The sequence below is a fragment of the Arthrobacter sp. DMZ02-1R genome, from assembly GCF_057747935.1.
The window spans coordinates 3,974,495-3,989,100 of sequence record NZ_CM173230.1 but is presented as its reverse complement, the minus strand read 5'-3'; the positions used below and the strand labels follow the sequence as shown (position 1 = coordinate 3,989,100).

General features: G+C 62.1%; 13 protein-coding genes. 7 read left to right on the top strand and 6 right to left on the bottom strand.

Annotation, left to right across the window (positions count from 1 at the left end; translation table 11 throughout):
- The first annotated feature begins 269 nt into the window (after positions 1 to 269).
- Positions 270 to 2,795, top strand: a complete 2,526-nt coding sequence (locus AC3ANQ_RS18990; protein WP_488302470.1) for a GH32 C-terminal domain-containing protein — start codon at positions 270 to 272, stop codon at positions 2,793 to 2,795.
- A gap of 684 nt (positions 2,796 to 3,479) precedes the next feature.
- Here AC3ANQ_RS18990 and AC3ANQ_RS18985 read toward each other — a convergent pair.
- On the bottom strand, positions 3,480 to 4,478 hold the full coding sequence (locus AC3ANQ_RS18985; protein WP_488302469.1) for a LacI family DNA-binding transcriptional regulator: 999 nt from the start codon (positions 4,476 to 4,478) through the stop codon (positions 3,480 to 3,482).
- Positions 4,479 to 4,647: 169 nt separating this feature from the next.
- Here AC3ANQ_RS18985 and AC3ANQ_RS18980 point away from each other — a divergent pair, with 169 nt between their 5' ends.
- The 4 genes from AC3ANQ_RS18980 (at position 4,648) to AC3ANQ_RS18965 (ending at position 8,770) form a co-directional block, all read left to right on the top strand.
- Entirely contained in the window at positions 4,648 to 5,766 is a 1,119-nt protein-coding gene (locus AC3ANQ_RS18980) for a substrate-binding domain-containing protein (RefSeq protein ID WP_488302468.1), read from the top strand.
- Between the two features lie 81 nt (positions 5,767 to 5,847).
- On the top strand, positions 5,848 to 6,891 hold the full coding sequence (locus AC3ANQ_RS18975) for an ABC transporter permease (protein ID WP_488302467.1): 1,044 nt from the start codon (positions 5,848 to 5,850) through the stop codon (positions 6,889 to 6,891).
- Entirely contained in the window at positions 6,888 to 7,694 is an 807-nt protein-coding gene (locus AC3ANQ_RS18970) for an ATP-binding cassette domain-containing protein (protein WP_488302466.1), read from the top strand. The genes AC3ANQ_RS18975 and AC3ANQ_RS18970 overlap by 4 nt, the downstream gene beginning before the upstream one ends.
- Positions 7,695 to 7,816: 122 nt before the next feature.
- Complete coding sequence (locus AC3ANQ_RS18965; RefSeq protein WP_488302465.1) at positions 7,817 to 8,770, top strand: carbohydrate kinase family protein; 954 nt, start codon at positions 7,817 to 7,819, stop codon at positions 8,768 to 8,770.
- Positions 8,771 to 8,929: 159 nt separating this feature from the next.
- Here AC3ANQ_RS18965 and AC3ANQ_RS18960 read toward each other — a convergent pair whose 3' ends face one another.
- The 4 genes from AC3ANQ_RS18960 to AC3ANQ_RS18945 form a co-directional block, all read right to left on the bottom strand.
- On the bottom strand, positions 8,930 to 9,085 hold the full coding sequence (locus AC3ANQ_RS18960) for a beta-xylosidase family glycoside hydrolase (RefSeq protein WP_488302464.1): 156 nt from the start codon (positions 9,083 to 9,085) through the stop codon (positions 8,930 to 8,932).
- A gap of 127 nt (positions 9,086 to 9,212) precedes the next feature.
- Complete coding sequence (locus AC3ANQ_RS18955) at positions 9,213 to 9,344, bottom strand: hypothetical protein (protein WP_488302463.1); 132 nt, start codon at positions 9,342 to 9,344, stop codon at positions 9,213 to 9,215.
- 520 nt (positions 9,345 to 9,864) lie between these two features.
- Entirely contained in the window at positions 9,865 to 10,170 is a 306-nt protein-coding gene (locus AC3ANQ_RS18950) for an NAD(P)-binding domain-containing protein (protein WP_488302462.1), read from the bottom strand.
- Positions 10,171 to 10,811: 641 nt separating this feature from the next.
- The gene (locus AC3ANQ_RS18945) at positions 10,812 to 11,114 is read right to left on the bottom strand and encodes a hypothetical protein (RefSeq protein WP_488302461.1); all 303 of its coding nucleotides are present in this window, start codon (positions 11,112 to 11,114) and stop codon (positions 10,812 to 10,814) included.
- A 358-nt stretch (positions 11,115 to 11,472) separates the two neighbouring features.
- Between AC3ANQ_RS18945 and AC3ANQ_RS18940 the strand changes: the two genes are divergently transcribed.
- Together AC3ANQ_RS18940 and AC3ANQ_RS18935 are read left to right on the top strand one after the other, a co-directional pair.
- On the top strand, positions 11,473 to 11,928 hold the full coding sequence (locus AC3ANQ_RS18940) for a hypothetical protein (protein WP_488302460.1): 456 nt from the start codon (positions 11,473 to 11,475) through the stop codon (positions 11,926 to 11,928).
- Between the two features lie 82 nt (positions 11,929 to 12,010).
- Positions 12,011 to 13,330, top strand: coding sequence for a ParM/StbA family protein (locus AC3ANQ_RS18935; RefSeq protein ID WP_488302459.1), 1,320 nt, complete (start codon positions 12,011 to 12,013; stop codon positions 13,328 to 13,330).
- Positions 13,331 to 13,666: 336 nt separating this feature from the next.
- On the opposite strand, the gene AC3ANQ_RS18930 is transcribed toward AC3ANQ_RS18935, so the two are convergent.
- Complete coding sequence (locus AC3ANQ_RS18930) at positions 13,667 to 13,948, bottom strand: hypothetical protein (protein WP_488302458.1); 282 nt, start codon at positions 13,946 to 13,948, stop codon at positions 13,667 to 13,669.
- Positions 13,949 to 14,606: the final 658 nt, after the last annotated feature.

Below are 14,606 nucleotides of genomic sequence, written 5' to 3'. Positions count from 1 at the left end.
GCGTCAGAAGATTTGACTGTTGACTTGTCCGGTGGACAAGCCGTAGGTTCCCCTCTTGACAACGTTGTCTTCGTTCGGTGGATCTGACGCAAGTGCAGCATTTGAGTCGATCAAGGCCCCCACACAACCAGCCGAGCGACAACCGGCATTACCTGCCTGTCACTGTCGACACGAAAGGTGAATACGTGCGCCGCACACATTCCGGTCCCGGTCTGACACCCGGACCAAAATCAAAAAAACGTCTCAACGCCCTGATCCTCGCCGCCGCTATGACCGCGGGCAGCGCCCTTCCGCTGTCCGCCCCGGCTCTGGCCGCGGACACCTCCGGGGCGGCCGCGACGGCTTCCGGCGCGGTCGGAACTTCCGCGCCCTACTCCGAGACATACCGACCCCAGTTCCACTTCAGCCCGGCAACGAACTGGATGAACGACCCGAACGGCCTGGTCTACTACCAAGGCGAATACCACATGTTCTTCCAGTACAATCCCTCCGGGGACACTTGGGGCAACATGTCCTGGGGCCACGCCGTCAGCACGGACCTGGTGCACTGGACGCAGCTCCCGCTCGCCATTCCGCAGGACGACAAAAACATGATCTTCTCGGGCAGTGCTGTCATCGATAAAGACAACACGACGGGTTTTGGCCAGCCGGGCAACCCCGCCATGGTGGCAATCTATACCGCCGCCGACAAGGCTACCGGGAAGCAGTCCCAAGCACTCGCGTACAGCACGGACAAAGGCCGGACGTTCACGAAATATAATTCCGGGAACCCGGTGCTGGACATCGGGTCAAACAATTTCAGGGACCCGAAAGTTTTCTGGTACGAGGCCGGACACGAGTGGCTGATGTCAGCCGTGTTGTCCGACCAGCACAAGGTGACTTTTTACAGTTCTCCAGACCTGAAAACCTGGAAGCATCTGAGCGATTTCGGGCCTGCAGGCGCCACGGGCGGCGCCTGGGAATGTCCTGACCTGTTCCCCCTGCCGGATCCCGCCAACCCCGGCAAACAGAAGTGGGTACTGACGGTCAACCTCAACCCGGGCGGGATCGCAGGAGGTTCGGGCGTCCAATATTTCACGGGAAGTTTCGACGGCACCAAGTTCACCTCGGATGACAAACCCTACGTCCCCCCGGCCGGGACATCTTTGGGAAACTTCGATCACGGTACTTACGATGGCTGGCAAACCACCGGGACAGCCTTCGGCACTGTCCCGGCCACAGGAAGCCTGCCGGGCCAGTCCAGCGTTACAGGCTTTGAAGGAACCGGCTTCGTCAACAGCTTCAACGGCGGTGACGGCCCCACCGGAACACTCAGTTCCCAGACCTTCACCGTCAACAAATCCCACCTGAACTTCCTCGTCGGCGGCGGCAACCACCCTTACGCCGCCGACACCGTCCCGTTCGGCACCCTGCCGGCCGGTACCGTGTTCAACGACTTCTCCGGGGCCACCTACGGGGCCGGCTGGACCGCCACCGGTTCCTTCGCCAGCTCCGGGCCCTCGACCGAGAGCCTGCCCAACCAGCTCGGCCCCAAGGTGCTGGACACCTATGCGCCCGCTGGAGATCCCGGCACCGGCACCATCGCCTCCCCGACGTTCACGGTCAACAGCCCGTACATCGACCTGCAAGTCGCTGGCGGGAACCACCCCTGGGGCCAGGCGAACCCGACCGCAGTCAACCTGATCATCGGCGGACAGGTCGTCGCGACCACCACCGGCCCCAACAGCCCTGATCTGACGTGGACGAACTGGGACGTGAGCAAGTACCAAGGCCAGCAGGCACAGATCCAGGTCGTGGACCAGAACGACGGGTCCACCGGCGGATGGGGCCACCTCATGGTGGGCGACATAGTCTTCGCCAACGCCCCGGCCAAGCCCTGGGACACGCAGACCTCCGTTAATCTCGTCGTTGACGGCAAGGTGGTGCGCTCCGCCACGGGCGCAAACAGCGAGAACCTGGACTGGGCGTCGTGGGACCTGAGCGACCTGATCGGCAAGCAGGCGCAGATCCAGGTCGTCGACCACAACACCGGCGGCTGGGGACACATCCTGGCCGACGACTTCACCCTCTCAGACACGGCGGCACAATCCGCAGTCCAACGCGCTCACTGGGTCGACTACGGCAAGGACAACTACGCCGGTGTCACCTTCAATGACGCCCCTGGCGGCAAGCGGATCATGATCGGCTGGATGAACAACTGGGACTATGGAGGATCCATTCCCACCTCACCGTGGCGCAGCGCCATGACCGTCCCGCGGGAGCTGTCCCTCCAAACCGTCGACGGCGCACCCCGCCTGGTGCAGACACCGGTCAAGCAGCTCAACCAGCTCACTACGGGGCGGTCCGTCCACAAGGAGAACATGTCCGTCCCTGCCGGAAGCACCGTCCTGCCGGCCACAGGGAAGGCGCTCGACATTACGGCGTCCTTCACTGCCAGTACTGCAAGCTCCTACGGACTGAAAGTCCGCACCGGGTCCGGCCAGGAAACACTCATCGGCTATGACAACAAATCCGGACAGGTCTACATCGACCGGACCAAGTCCGGCGCCGTGGGATTCAACCCCAGCTTCCCCGGAGTCCAGACCGCGCCGCTCACGACAAGCGGAGGAACAGTCAAACTCCGGATTCTGGTTGACTGGTCCTCGGTCGAAGTCTTCGCCGACGACGGAAAAATCGTCCTGACAGACCAGATCTTCCCGGACCCATCCAGCCAAGGCATCGAAGCTTTCGCCAACGGAGGAAACGCTGTTCTCACTTCTCTGGACGTCAAGCAGATGAAGTCGGCCTGGCAATAGCCGGACGCCCCATCGCATTGATCAGACCGCGGCGCCCGCAACTTAACCGTTGCGGGCGCCGTACCCATCCGACCTTGAATCATGCACGTACCGGGGCAATCATGCTGGGCCAGGAGAGCAGCCAGCTGACCGTCATCCTGCAACCGGAGCGGGCTACGAAAAAAGCCACGGATCGGCCCTGCATCAGGAAACAGGCGTCCAAGAGTCCTCCTGAGGACAATGGCACACGACGAATGGCACATTCAGCCAGTCCCCCTCGCTTCCATGACGGAGGGGATCGCCTGCCCGGCAGTGCCAGGTTTCCAGGCGCATCATCCACTCTTGAGTATCCTTCTGCAACCGCCCGGTGGCGTCCTTTGCTGGAGCGTGGTCGGGTATGGAGAAGGACGCATGTGCTTCTCGTTCTGCCTGTGCTTCCTGGCTTCAGTTGAATCGTGTATTAAATGCGCAATGGTCGTTGCTGCTCCCGAAGTAGTCCGGGAGCAGCAACGACCGCTGGGGTGCAGGCTCTGTTCGTTCCGGCCTGTGCGCGCTTTTCGGCCTTGGCCAGGCCTAAACCATTGGATGAAGCCAGGTCAGAACGGAGCCGTCTTCTTCGATGTGCTCGGCGAGTTCGGCGTTGAATTTCCGGCCGTATTCCGCTCCGATGTGTTCTGGTGTCGAGTTGTTCCGAAGTCTTGGCTGCTAGGTCAGCGGCCGGATCTCGCCGGAGCCTCTGGGGATCAGTTCCGACGGGACGATGTATGTTTTCGGGGCGCCGTCATCACCATCGATTCTGGCAAGGATCCGCTCCGCGGCGGTCTTGCCGATGCGCTCGGGGTGCTGGGCAATCACGGTGATCCCGGGTTCCATCATGTCGGCGAGGGTGAAGTCGTCAAATCCGATCAGGGCAACGCTATGGTGCAACCCGAGGGACTTCAGCGCGCGCATGGCACCGAAGGTGATCAGGTTCTGGCTGGAGAAGATCGCCGTGGGAGGGTTCTCCGAGGTGAGCAGCTCGAGGGTTGCCCGAAGGGCGGACTCCTCGTCGTGAAGTCCGTTGCGCACCGGGATGGTTGACGTCGCAATCCCGGCCCTGCCGACTTCCTCCAGGAACCCCGTGCGGCGTCTCGTTGCGGTCTGGATGTCGGTGCGGTCGCCGAGGTAGGCCAGTCTGGTGTGGCCGTGCCGGATGAGGTGCGCGGCCGCCTTCGCGGCACCCACCTCGTTGTCCGTGACGACCGCGTCAGCTTCGATGCCTACAGGCTCGCGGTCGATGAACACCATGGGCAGGTTCCGAGAGTGCTCCGGGATGACGTAGGCCTGGCTTCTGGCGATCGGGGTCAGCACTAGTCCGTCCACCCGACGGCCCAGGAAAGCGGAAATCAGCTTTTTCTCCCGCTCCGGATCATCATCCAGGCTTGAGGCGAAAACGGCGATTCCCCGTTCAGCCAGTGCGTCTTCCAGCGCCCTGTGGATCTCGCCGCTGAAGGGGTTGGAAACACTGGGCAGCAATAACCCGATGGACTGGGTCTTGCGTCCGGACCGTTTCAGGCTGCCCGCGGTGATATCGAGGTGATACTGCAGCTGTTCCGTGGCCCTGAGGACCCGCTGGCGTGTTTCCTCCGAAACACCTGGTTCGTCGTTCACGACTCTCGAGACCGTCTTGATGCCGACTCCGGCGAGATTCGCGACGTTTTTCATCGTCGGGGGTCTCCGCCCGGAATCGGCTTGGTAACGATTAGACAACGTTGTCAACGACCTGCTCCTTCTTATTCGGAGAACTATTGACTCTCCTCTGTGATCCGGGTTACATCTTACATGACATCGTTGTCAGGCACGGGTAAGTGCCTCATACAAAACAGGAGATTCAATGTTGAGTTCCAAAGCCTTCGGGCCGGCCGTCAACCGCTTCCTCGCCGTCGGTGCTGTTCTGACGCTTGGCGCCATCAGCCTGACGGCCTGTGGCGGCGGTTCTTCGGCCCCTGCGTCCAGCGGTGCTTCCGCCGGCGCCAAGATCGGTGTTTCGTTGATCGTCAAGACGACCACCAACCCGTATTTCGTTGCGATGGAAGACGGTGCGAAGAAGGCGGCTGAGGGCGGAAACATTGACCTGAAGCTTGCCGCGGGCAAGTCCGACGGCGACGAGGACACCCAGATCCAGGCCATCGAGAACGCCATCTCCAAGGGCGACAAAGGCATCCTGATCACCCCGAACGGCCCGGCCGTCGTCGATGCGATCAAGAAGGCCCGCGACGCCGGGCTGTTCGTGATCGCCCTGGACACCCCGCCGGACCCGGCCAGTGCCGTGGACATCACTTTCGCGACCGACAACTTCGCCGCCGGCAAGCAGATCGGGCAGTGGACTGCGGCGCAGCTGGATGGCAAGAAGGCCACCATCGCCCTCATCGACCTTTTCAGCGACAAGGTCGTCTCGGTTGACTACAACCGCGACCAGGGATTCCTGACCGGCTTGGGTATCGACACCGCCGACAAGACCAAGAACGGCGATGAGGCCAAGACCGGTAAGTACACCGGCGGCAAGGGCGGGGACTACGAGATCGTCGGCAACCAGGCATCGCAAGGCGCCGAGGACGGCGGCCGCACGGCGATGGAAACGCTGTTGTCAAAGAACCCGAACGTCAACGTCGTCTACACGATCAATGAGCCGGCCGCGGCGGGCGCCTACGAGGCGCTGAAGGCCGCCGGTAAGGAAAAGGGCGTGCTGGTGGTCTCGATCGACGGCGGCTGCACCGGCGTGAACAACGTCAAGTCCGGCATCATCGGTGCCACCGCGCAGCAGTACCCGGTGAAGATGGCCCAGCTCGGCGTCCAGGCGATCCAGGACCTGGCCACGTCAGGCAAGAAGCCCACGGTCTCCGCGGGCCTGGACTTCTTCAACACCGGCTCCGCGCTCGTCACCGACAAGGCCGTTTCCGGCCTGACGAGCATCGACACCACCGCCGCAGCCCAGATCTGCTGGGGCAAGTAAGCAAACCCGTGCCGGTTCCGGGGCTCCTGGTCCCGGGACCGGCCGCCGATACACCCCTCAATGCTTAATGCAGGAGCTAATGTGACCCAGCAACAAACCGCGGGACCGCCGCCGGCCCACGCGGACCTTGCCGAAGAATTCCTTGACCGAAGCACACCGTTGAGCCGGATCCGGAATGTTCTCCACCGCTACCCGGCCCTGAGCCCGGCCATCGTGCTGCTCGTGGCCGTCATCATCTTCGGGATCCTCAACGACCGGTTCCTCCGCCCAGAGAACCTGTCCCTGATCACGCAGCAGGTCGCCGTCATCGGTACCCTGGCGATCGCCCAGACCCTCATCATTCTGACCGCAGGCATCGACCTGTCGGTGGGTGCCGTCATGGTCCTGGCCTCCATGGTGGTTGCCCAGACCGCCGTCAACAACGGTATCCCGGCCATCCTTGCCCTCCTTGCCGGGCTCGCCACGAGCCTGGTCGCCGGCGCCCTGAACGGCCTCCTGGTCACCCGGCTCAAGCTCCCACCGTTCATCGTCACCCTGGGAACCTTGAACATCTTCATCGCGCTGACCCTGCTCTATTCCAACGGAGCCACCGTGCGCGGATCCAAAATGCCGGACCTGCTCACCTGGACCGGTACGACCTTCCCCATCGGCGGGGTCCGCATCTCCACGGGTGTGGTGATGATGCTCCTGCTCTACGGCGTCGTGGCCTTCATCCTGGGCAAGACGGCCTGGGGGCGCCACGTCTACGCCGTGGGCGATGACAAAGAAGCCGCCCGGCTGGCCGGCATTCCCGTCAGCCGTGTGCTGATGAGCGTCTACCTGGCAGCCGGCGCTGTGCTGGCGGTAGGTGCCTGGATCCAGATCGGCCGGACGAACGCGGCCAGCCCGAATGCCGGGGTGGACCTCAACCTCGACTCCATCACCGCCGTCGTGATCGGTGGTACCAGCCTCTTCGGCGGGCGCGGCTCCATCTGGGGATCACTGCTCGGTGCCCTCATCGTCGGCGTCTTCCGCAACGGCCTGTCCCTGGCCGGCCTCGACGTCCTGTACCAGACCCTAGCCGTGGGCATCCTCGTCATCGTCGCCGTGTCCGTGGACCAGTGGATCCGAAAGGTGAAGTCATGACCGTCACAGAAGCCTCAGTCCCGTCAGTCCCGCCCCAGGATCCGAACAGGACGCCGATCCTTCAAGCCAGGAACCTCGTGAAGACCTTCGGCCGGGTCGTGGGCCTGGACGGGGTCAGCCTGGACCTCTACCCCGGGGAAGTGCTGGCAATCATCGGCGATAACGGTGCGGGAAAATCGACCCTGATCAAGTGCCTTACAGGAGCGGAAATCCCGGACGAAGGCGAAATCTTTCTCTCCGGTGAGCGAGTCCATTTCAAACGCCCGCAGGACGCACGCGCCCACGGCATCGAAACCGTCTACCAGAACCTGGCAGTGTCCCCCGCCTTGGACGTGGCCTCCAACCTCTACCTTGGCCGGGAAGAACGCCTCCCGAACATCTTCGGGAAACTCTTCCGCGTCCTGGATACCAACGGCATGCGCAAACGGGCGAAGGAAGAGCTGACACGCCTCGGGATCTCCACCCTGCAGGACGTCACCGTGGCCGTCGAAAACCTCTCCGGCGGACAACGGCAAGCAGTCGCGGTTGCCCGGGCTGCTGCCTTCGGCTCCAAGGTCGTCGTCCTGGACGAACCGACCGCGGCCCTCGGTGTCCGCGAATCAAACCAGGTGCTGCAGCTCGTCAGGGACCTGCGCGACCGTGGCCTGCCGGTCATCCTGATCAGCCACAACATGCCGCACGTTTTCGATGTGGCAGACCGGATCCACATCCAACGCCTCGGGAAATGCGCCGCCACAATCACCCCTGAGTCCCACAACATGACCGACGCGGTCGCCATCATGACGGGCGCCGCAAAGGCCTGACAGGCCGATCGGCGCTTCCCGCTCCCTCGGAGCCCCTTCTCCGTCTGCGGACCTGCCAACAGGTCCGCGGACGGATCCATCCCGGGGCTACCTACCAACGGCAATCCGAAGAAAGAACCCCGATGCACAAGATCCAACCGGCCGCCACTCACGACCAGATGGACGTCATCGTCATCGGCGAAGCCCTGATCGATATCGTCAACGGCCCCGGAGGGTCCATCAGCTATCCAGGCGGGTCCCCGGCAAATGTCGCCTATGGCCTCGGCCGGCTCGGCATCCCGACCGGGCTGCTCACGGCGATCGGCGACGACGAACACGGCACCGCCATCACCAACCACCTCCAAAGCGCGGGCGTCCGGCTTCTTCCCGGATCCATTTCCCTTGAACGGACAGCAACCGCCACTGCCACCTTGGCCGCAGATGGCTCAGCCAGCTACGAGTTCGACATCGCATGGCAGCTGCCGAACGTGGCGCCTGCCGTGATCCCGAAAGTTCTCCACACGGGCTCCATCGCCACGTTTCTCGCACCAGGAGCCGCCACAGTCCGCACCCTCCTCGAGCAATGCCACCAATCATGCCTGGTCACCTACGACCCCAACATCCGCCCCGCTCTCCTCGGCAGCCACTCGGAGGCACAGTCAGTCTTCGAGGACCTGCTCCCGCTCACGGACGTCGTGAAACTCAGCGACGAAGATGCACACTGGCTGTACCCCGCATCCTCCCCGGACGACGTCCTCTCCCATCTGCTGGAACAGGGCGCGCGCCTGGCAGTCATCACCAAGGGCGCAGAGGGTGCCCTGCTGGCCACACCCAGTGCCCGGTTCAGCATCCCATCCGTGAAGACCGAGGTTGCCGACACGATCGGGGCCGGCGACGCCTACATGGCCGCTCTCATCTTTGAACTGCGGACCCGGGGCGACGAGGCGTTTACGCCGCCCGGGCTCGAAGCCATTGGGCAGACCGCGTCGATGGCCGCCGCAATCACAGTGAGCCGCCCAGGCGCCAACCCGCCTACCGCCGAAGAGTTGCAGACGCGCCTGCAGGCCCTTCGAAGACGCCGGCACGCCGTCGCCTAGTCTGGCCGTCCACGGCCCCGCCGGGCGCTCAAATCCACGTCGCCGTCCGCTCGTTTGCGGGCTCATTCAGGCCATGAACCGAGATCTTCAAACGACGCTAATGCTCTTCCTGCACTGCGACGGAAGCCACGGCTACGAGTCCCCGGCATCGGCCACGGTTCAGCTCGTAAAGGTGACGTGCTCGAAGTCGGCGCTCCAGCGGTGCTCGGCGAGATCGCTTGCGACGATGCCGGCGAAGGCTCTTGTGAAGCGAAGGAGTCCGGCATGGTCGTCGGTGAGGAAGCTGATATCCAGGGTTTCTCCGAGTGGGTCCATTGCGTCCCGTCGGGTGAGGCGGCAGCTCGGACTGTGGCGCGTCGAATGCGAGTTCGAGGTGCACGGGTCCGTCTTGTCCGGGGTCCAGGTCCAGGACGGACCCGTACTCGCCGTGTTTGTCTCGGCGTTATGATCCCGTCACGCCGATGTGGTTGGTGTCCAGGGTGATGCACACGAGGCTTATCTGCCGCCAGAAACCGGGGGTGTGGCCGATGAAACTGAGGACATCGGCAGCGGTTTTGGGCATGAGCGTTTCCATGGTCCTTCTCTTTCCGAGGCGGCGTCGGCAGTGAGCGTTAGGTTCCGGCGTCGTTCTGATAGAGGCGCCCCCGCTGGGCATGAGGGGCCGGAGTGCAACTTGCGGAACCGGAACGATCCGAAAGTTCGCGAGGAAAGAAGCGGAGCGCCGAACGAAGTTTTGGATTGAGGCCAGCGCGAAGCGCCCTGGTTGCGCGGAGGGCCGGCCCAGCGATAATCGACGATCAGAATGACAAACAGCGATGACTACGGCTGCCCGTGGTCAGCGGTAGGGGCCCAACACGACGCCACATCTGTGCGGGAAAGCAGCAGAGCTGTTGGGCTTTTACTGTGCTCCTGTGGGCGAGCATGAGAATGTCCAAGTCGGGGACGAGCTCCACAAGCGGCGACCTGGCCGAGCGAGGCCCCGGCAATTGCAACCGACTCACCTTTAACTCACCTTAATCGGCAATAACCAATGACAATTCATCACCCATCGGTGCCTCCAAAAACCCTGAGAATCCGGGCGAAAACCCAGGGATTCAAGGCGTACAAAGGCGCCTGGGCCTAAAGCGGGGGTCGTCGGTTCGAATCCGACAGGGGGCTCTTAGTTTGACTCTGACCTGCGGGTATGTTGATCTTGGCAGGAGGCCGCCCTCACCCAGGATGACGTCGACGTTCTGGGCGTAGTCGCGGACCATTGACACGATCGCGTCGTCGGCCTGTTCGGCTACGTCCTTCAAGGTCTCGGCGATCATGATTCCCGCGGTCTTGGGCTTCTCGCGGGATCCCTCGAAGGGGTCATAACCGATCACCTCGAAGCCGGCCTTGTTCAAGTTCACTGCCATGGGGAGTCCGATGGTCCGAGTCCTACGAAACGGATTTTCTTGCTCATGATCAGATCCTTTCGTTGTGTTGCCTCGATCCCGGCTGTGGTCCGGGATCCCTAGCGCCGGGTTTTTCCTCCACGCTCATGTTTTGTCGTAATGTCCCCGATCGTGCAAGGCCTATGGGAGCCATGACGATCAGAATGACCAATCCGATGTAGTGGGGGACGCGGAAACTGATGACCCCACGAACGACCGGTTCACCGCAGGAGGCCGTCACGTCTAAATTGTGGGGTTGGTTGGCATGACTGGTTGCCTGCCTGCCGGCCATGCCGGGTGCGGGGTGGTGGCGGCCGCGGCTTGCGGCGACGCACGCTGTGTCGGACACCCTCGACGTCGGCCGGACGCAGCCTGTCGCCCTGTCCGACGCTCGGGTTGCGGCGAGCACATCCACATTGGCCGGGTTGGACACTCTCGCCTTCGCTTCGGCGCAGCCTGTCGACCTGCCCGCCGTGTCGGACAGCTTGTCTGACGGAGGAATTTAGATGAACGAAGTACCAAAAGAAGGCCAACGGGCACGCGCCAAAGCAGGCTACTACGGCCTGCCTCCGACTGAAAAAATAAGCCCCACCCGGATGACCCGGATGGGGCTTATTTCTTAGTTAGGTCATTGGCTCAAAATGAATGCCACGGCGACCCGAAGGTCGTGCTGGTGAAGGGCTCAGGATTTCGGGGGAGGGTCGCTCCGCCGTGACCTGTTTGGTGAATCCGAGCGCCCCAGAGATGCTTGCCGAGCTCATTCCTTCGTCGTGGGCTCGAATGACAGCTTCGATGAGGAGCTGGTCAACCGCCTCGCTGAGGGTCTTGAGGTCACGAAGAGCAGCTTCGGTCTCGGGTAACTGGAGGTTGACCTGGTGCCAACGGAATTCTTGGGCGTGGCGGCTGGCTCTTCGTTCTGCGCTCATGTGGACAACCTTAGTTGTAGTGGCAGATACCAACAAAAGAGAAACCGCTGCGCCGAGGCGCAGGGATTAGTTGTAGTGGCGCGTAAGTTGCTCCAAAGTTTCCGATAAATTGCGGGCTAAGGTTGGGTTGTTCCTGACCAGAACTGACCGGAGACGGGTCATACGTGGGTTGAGAGCTACGCGAGCGAGGGGTTTGGTCTGAGTCTCATCATGAACTTTTGTTAATCAGAGAGAGAGGGGAGGGTCCATGGCCAATCTTCAGAGCAAGGTGGCAGCTCCAAAGGCGAAGGCCGCTGCTGTGAAAACGGCAAAAACTTCTGCTGTAACAACTGTGAAGCCGCAGCCGCACCGTTTCCGCGTGAGCGTCCCCGCAGCCGATGAGGCTGTGTTGACGTGGATGAATTTGCAGGACAACCCATCACTGTCTGTCCGGATGCTGATCCGTGAGAGCATCGAGCGCCTTGGCTACGTCGATGTCTTCAACCGACCAGTTGCGCAGCTTCCCACGCGCGGGCGTCCTGTTGGTCCTGAAGAGGAATCAACAGAGGCAGAGCGGAATGCAGAAACGGCTGCGGCTCCCGTTGCGTTGGTTCAGCACGTGGCGAGACCTGCTGCGTCCACGGATCTGGATCTCAACCAGGAGACAAACACCGAACCCGAGATCCTGCGTATCGCACTGGAAGCCCCGGCACTGGTTCAGAAGCCTGCACCAAAACAGGACGACATCCACGCTTCCTCCTCGACCACTCCTGAACCGGAGCAGCCTTCTGTCGGACAGCTTGAAGTCAACGACATTTTCTCGATGCTGCGCTAACTCCCGTAACAACTCCCAGCACTTTCTCTTGTATGGCACCTCAGTAACCACACCAAACACTTTCCCCGAAGGGATCACATTCATGACCATTTCGATCAATCTCACCGGTGGCATCGACGTTGGCAACGGCTACGTCAAGGGCCTCATCCGAGGCGCCGGTGCATCAAGTACAACCAACGTCGACGAGATCGACCTACCAAGCGGCGTGTCAACGATCACGCGCCCGAACTCTGTGCCGACCCCTGACAGTGAAGCCCCAGCGAAGTTGGAAGGCAATTTCTATAATGAACTGGACGTCAGCTTCGTCTCCCCTCTGGTAAGCAACTATCACCGCAGGCTCTTCGGCATGCGTGCCCTGAGCGCCCAAGGCGCCTTTGATGAGTTCGACGTGGTCGGCCGTCGCAGCAAGGCGCAGCAGGAGCTGAGCAAGGTTCTGGTCATGGGTGCTTTCGCAGCCAAGGCCCTGCGTGACTACGTGCGTCAGCACGGTGGATTGCCGCCGGCTATCGAAACCTTAAGTGTGGAGGCTCGGGTAGCACTTGCGCTGCCGATCAACGAGTACCTCTCACACCGCACTAGCTATGCAGCCGAGTTCATGAGCGGCACGCATACGGTTACCGTGCATAACTTCGAGACCCCGGTCACCGTGAAGCTTAAATTCGTGGATGTACAGGTGATCCCCGAGGGTGCGTCGGCTCAGTATGCGATCACCGCCAAGGGTGAGCCGTTGATGGACGCTATGCTCGCCGATGTCCGCCGCCGGGGCCTGTCACTGGTGGGTATCACTTCTGGTGACGTGCTTGCAGCCCAGCACACTGTCGGCATTGATATCGGCGAAGGGACAGTCAATTTTCCGGTGTTCACCGCCGGAGAGTTCAACACCGACGCCTCGACCACGCACAACCGAGGTTACGGTTCGGTTCTTACTGACGCGCTGAAGGCGATGGAGGACCAGAGTTTCTCGCCTGGCTTCACTTCCCGCAAGCAGTTGGCCGAGTACTTGCAGGCCGGAGCGTCGCCGTTGAAGCGTAACTTCTACGACAAGGTCGCTCAGTTCGTGGATGAAGAGATGCGGTTCTTTGCCAAGGAAGTTGCCGAGCGGTTCGGCCGCGTTCTGGCCGTCGTTGGTGCGACCACAGAGGTCGCGTATGTCTTCGGCGGCGGGGCAGGTCCGGTGAAGGCACATCTGTATCCGGCACTTCTGGCTAAGGCCACCGAGATGAACTCGGTGGATGCGTTCCCGACTCTGTACCTGGATTCCTCTTACTCGCGCCACCTGAACCGTGAGGGTCTCTACATTGCCGCCGAGTCCGTGGAAAGCCAAGCCGGCGCCGCACCGGCTGCCAATGGTAAGCGCAGCGCTCGTTCAAGCGAGAAGAAGCTCGTCGAGGCTGCTGTGTAGGTAACGGGGGTCGGGGATCAAAGCATTCCACGGGGCATGACCCGACTCTCCCAAGGTGCTTTAGCGCTACTTCCCGCGCATTGGTCCCCGACCCCCGGCCCGGCGATACCCAGAATCCCCAGAACGACAAGGGCTTTCGCCGCTTAGCGTTACTAGCGACGCAGATACTACTCAACCCCCGGGTTCGGTAGCGACCAACAATTGGGACAGGAACCACGACAGAAACCCCCGCCAGTTCACAATGACCGGCGGGGGTTTCTGTTTTGGGATGGCCCCTCCGTACCTTGGGGGACTATGGAGAGGCCTTAACCAACGTGCGCGCATAACACCGGACTCTCAAACGGACGGATCAGTTGCTGCGTCCCTGCCGCGCACCCAGACCAGACCGGTTCTCGTCGTGCCGGGCCCCTGGTGATGAGGATGACCGACCGGGCACCCAGCGGGGGAGAGCTGGTTCGGCGAGCCGGTCTCGGTCTGCGAGTTCGCCGCTTGTTCACGCCGATCGTGTGTCTGCCCGAAGGGGACGTCGCGGCTCACCTCGACGGTGTAGCTGGTGTATCCGTGCTGGGTAACGAGGATGCCGTGGCGGCATTCCTGCATGGCTCGTGTGCGGGCCATTTCGACGGCGGTGTTCAGGTCGTTTTCGATGGTGTCCGGGTCGCGGCGGTGATTTCCAGGACGACGTCGGCGTGGCGCTTAATCACCGTGGTCTCTTTCTCGGCGGGGTATGCCGGGGCTCTTGGTGGGCACAGGTTTCCGGGGTCGGGCGCACCCGGGGGCGGAAAGCGGTGGTTCCAGAGGGGTGCCCGGCATTCTGTGATGGGCGGTGGCCGGCCGTAGTGTCCGGCGGGCTGGATCGACGGAAGCATTTGTTCCTGCGGATCTGTAGCCAGTGTGGATGATCGCTGGGCCGGGCCCAATACGAAGTCCGAAAAAGCCTGCTGTGTCGGCGAAATGCGGCGACCGTAACATCCGGGGATGGCGTGACGTCACCGGCCTTAGGGGAACGTCTTGGATCGTCGGGTTGGGGCATACCCCAAACTGACGTCAGGCAAGTGCCAGCGCTCTTGTCAGACTGGGGTGGGCTGTGACTGTTGGTTCGGAATGGCGGCTTTTTCACAGTTCGGTTTGGCGGTTTTGACGTTCCGTTCAAGGATCCCTCACCGGGAGCGAATCGGTGCGCCCTTGGCTCCGTGAAGCCGTGGCGGCGTGCCGAGCGCCGGGACATCGTCTGGTTCGATTGGCCAAGTCGCAGTGTTTGCTATCGTGGCGGTCA

Bases quoted from the DNA above. Each gene is read 5' to 3' on its own strand.
- AC3ANQ_RS18990 (WP_488302470.1), top strand. From the start codon at position 270: ATGACCGCGGGCAGCGCCCTTCCGCTGTCCGCCCCGGCTCTGGCCGCG.
- AC3ANQ_RS18985 (WP_488302469.1), bottom strand. From the start codon at position 4,478: ATGAAAAACGTCGCGAATCTCGCCGGAGTCGGCATCAAGACGGTCTCG.
- AC3ANQ_RS18980 (WP_488302468.1), top strand. From the start codon at position 4,648: ATGTTGAGTTCCAAAGCCTTCGGGCCGGCCGTCAACCGCTTCCTCGCC.
- AC3ANQ_RS18970 (WP_488302466.1), top strand. From the start codon at position 6,888: ATGACCGTCACAGAAGCCTCAGTCCCGTCAGTCCCGCCCCAGGATCCG.
- AC3ANQ_RS18965 (WP_488302465.1), top strand. From the start codon at position 7,817: ATGCACAAGATCCAACCGGCCGCCACTCACGACCAGATGGACGTCATC.
- AC3ANQ_RS18960 (WP_488302464.1), bottom strand. From the start codon at position 9,085: ATGGACCCACTCGGAGAAACCCTGGATATCAGCTTCCTCACCGACGAC.
- AC3ANQ_RS18955 (WP_488302463.1), bottom strand. From the start codon at position 9,344: ATGGAAACGCTCATGCCCAAAACCGCTGCCGATGTCCTCAGTTTCATC.
- AC3ANQ_RS18950 (WP_488302462.1), bottom strand. From the start codon at position 10,170: ATGGCAGTGAACTTGAACAAGGCCGGCTTCGAGGTGATCGGTTATGAC.
- AC3ANQ_RS18945 (WP_488302461.1), bottom strand. From the start codon at position 11,114: ATGAGCGCAGAACGAAGAGCCAGCCGCCACGCCCAAGAATTCCGTTGG.
- AC3ANQ_RS18935 (WP_488302459.1), top strand. From the start codon at position 12,011: ATGACCATTTCGATCAATCTCACCGGTGGCATCGACGTTGGCAACGGC.
- AC3ANQ_RS18930 (WP_488302458.1), bottom strand. From the start codon at position 13,948: ATGGCCCGCACACGAGCCATGCAGGAATGCCGCCACGGCATCCTCGTT.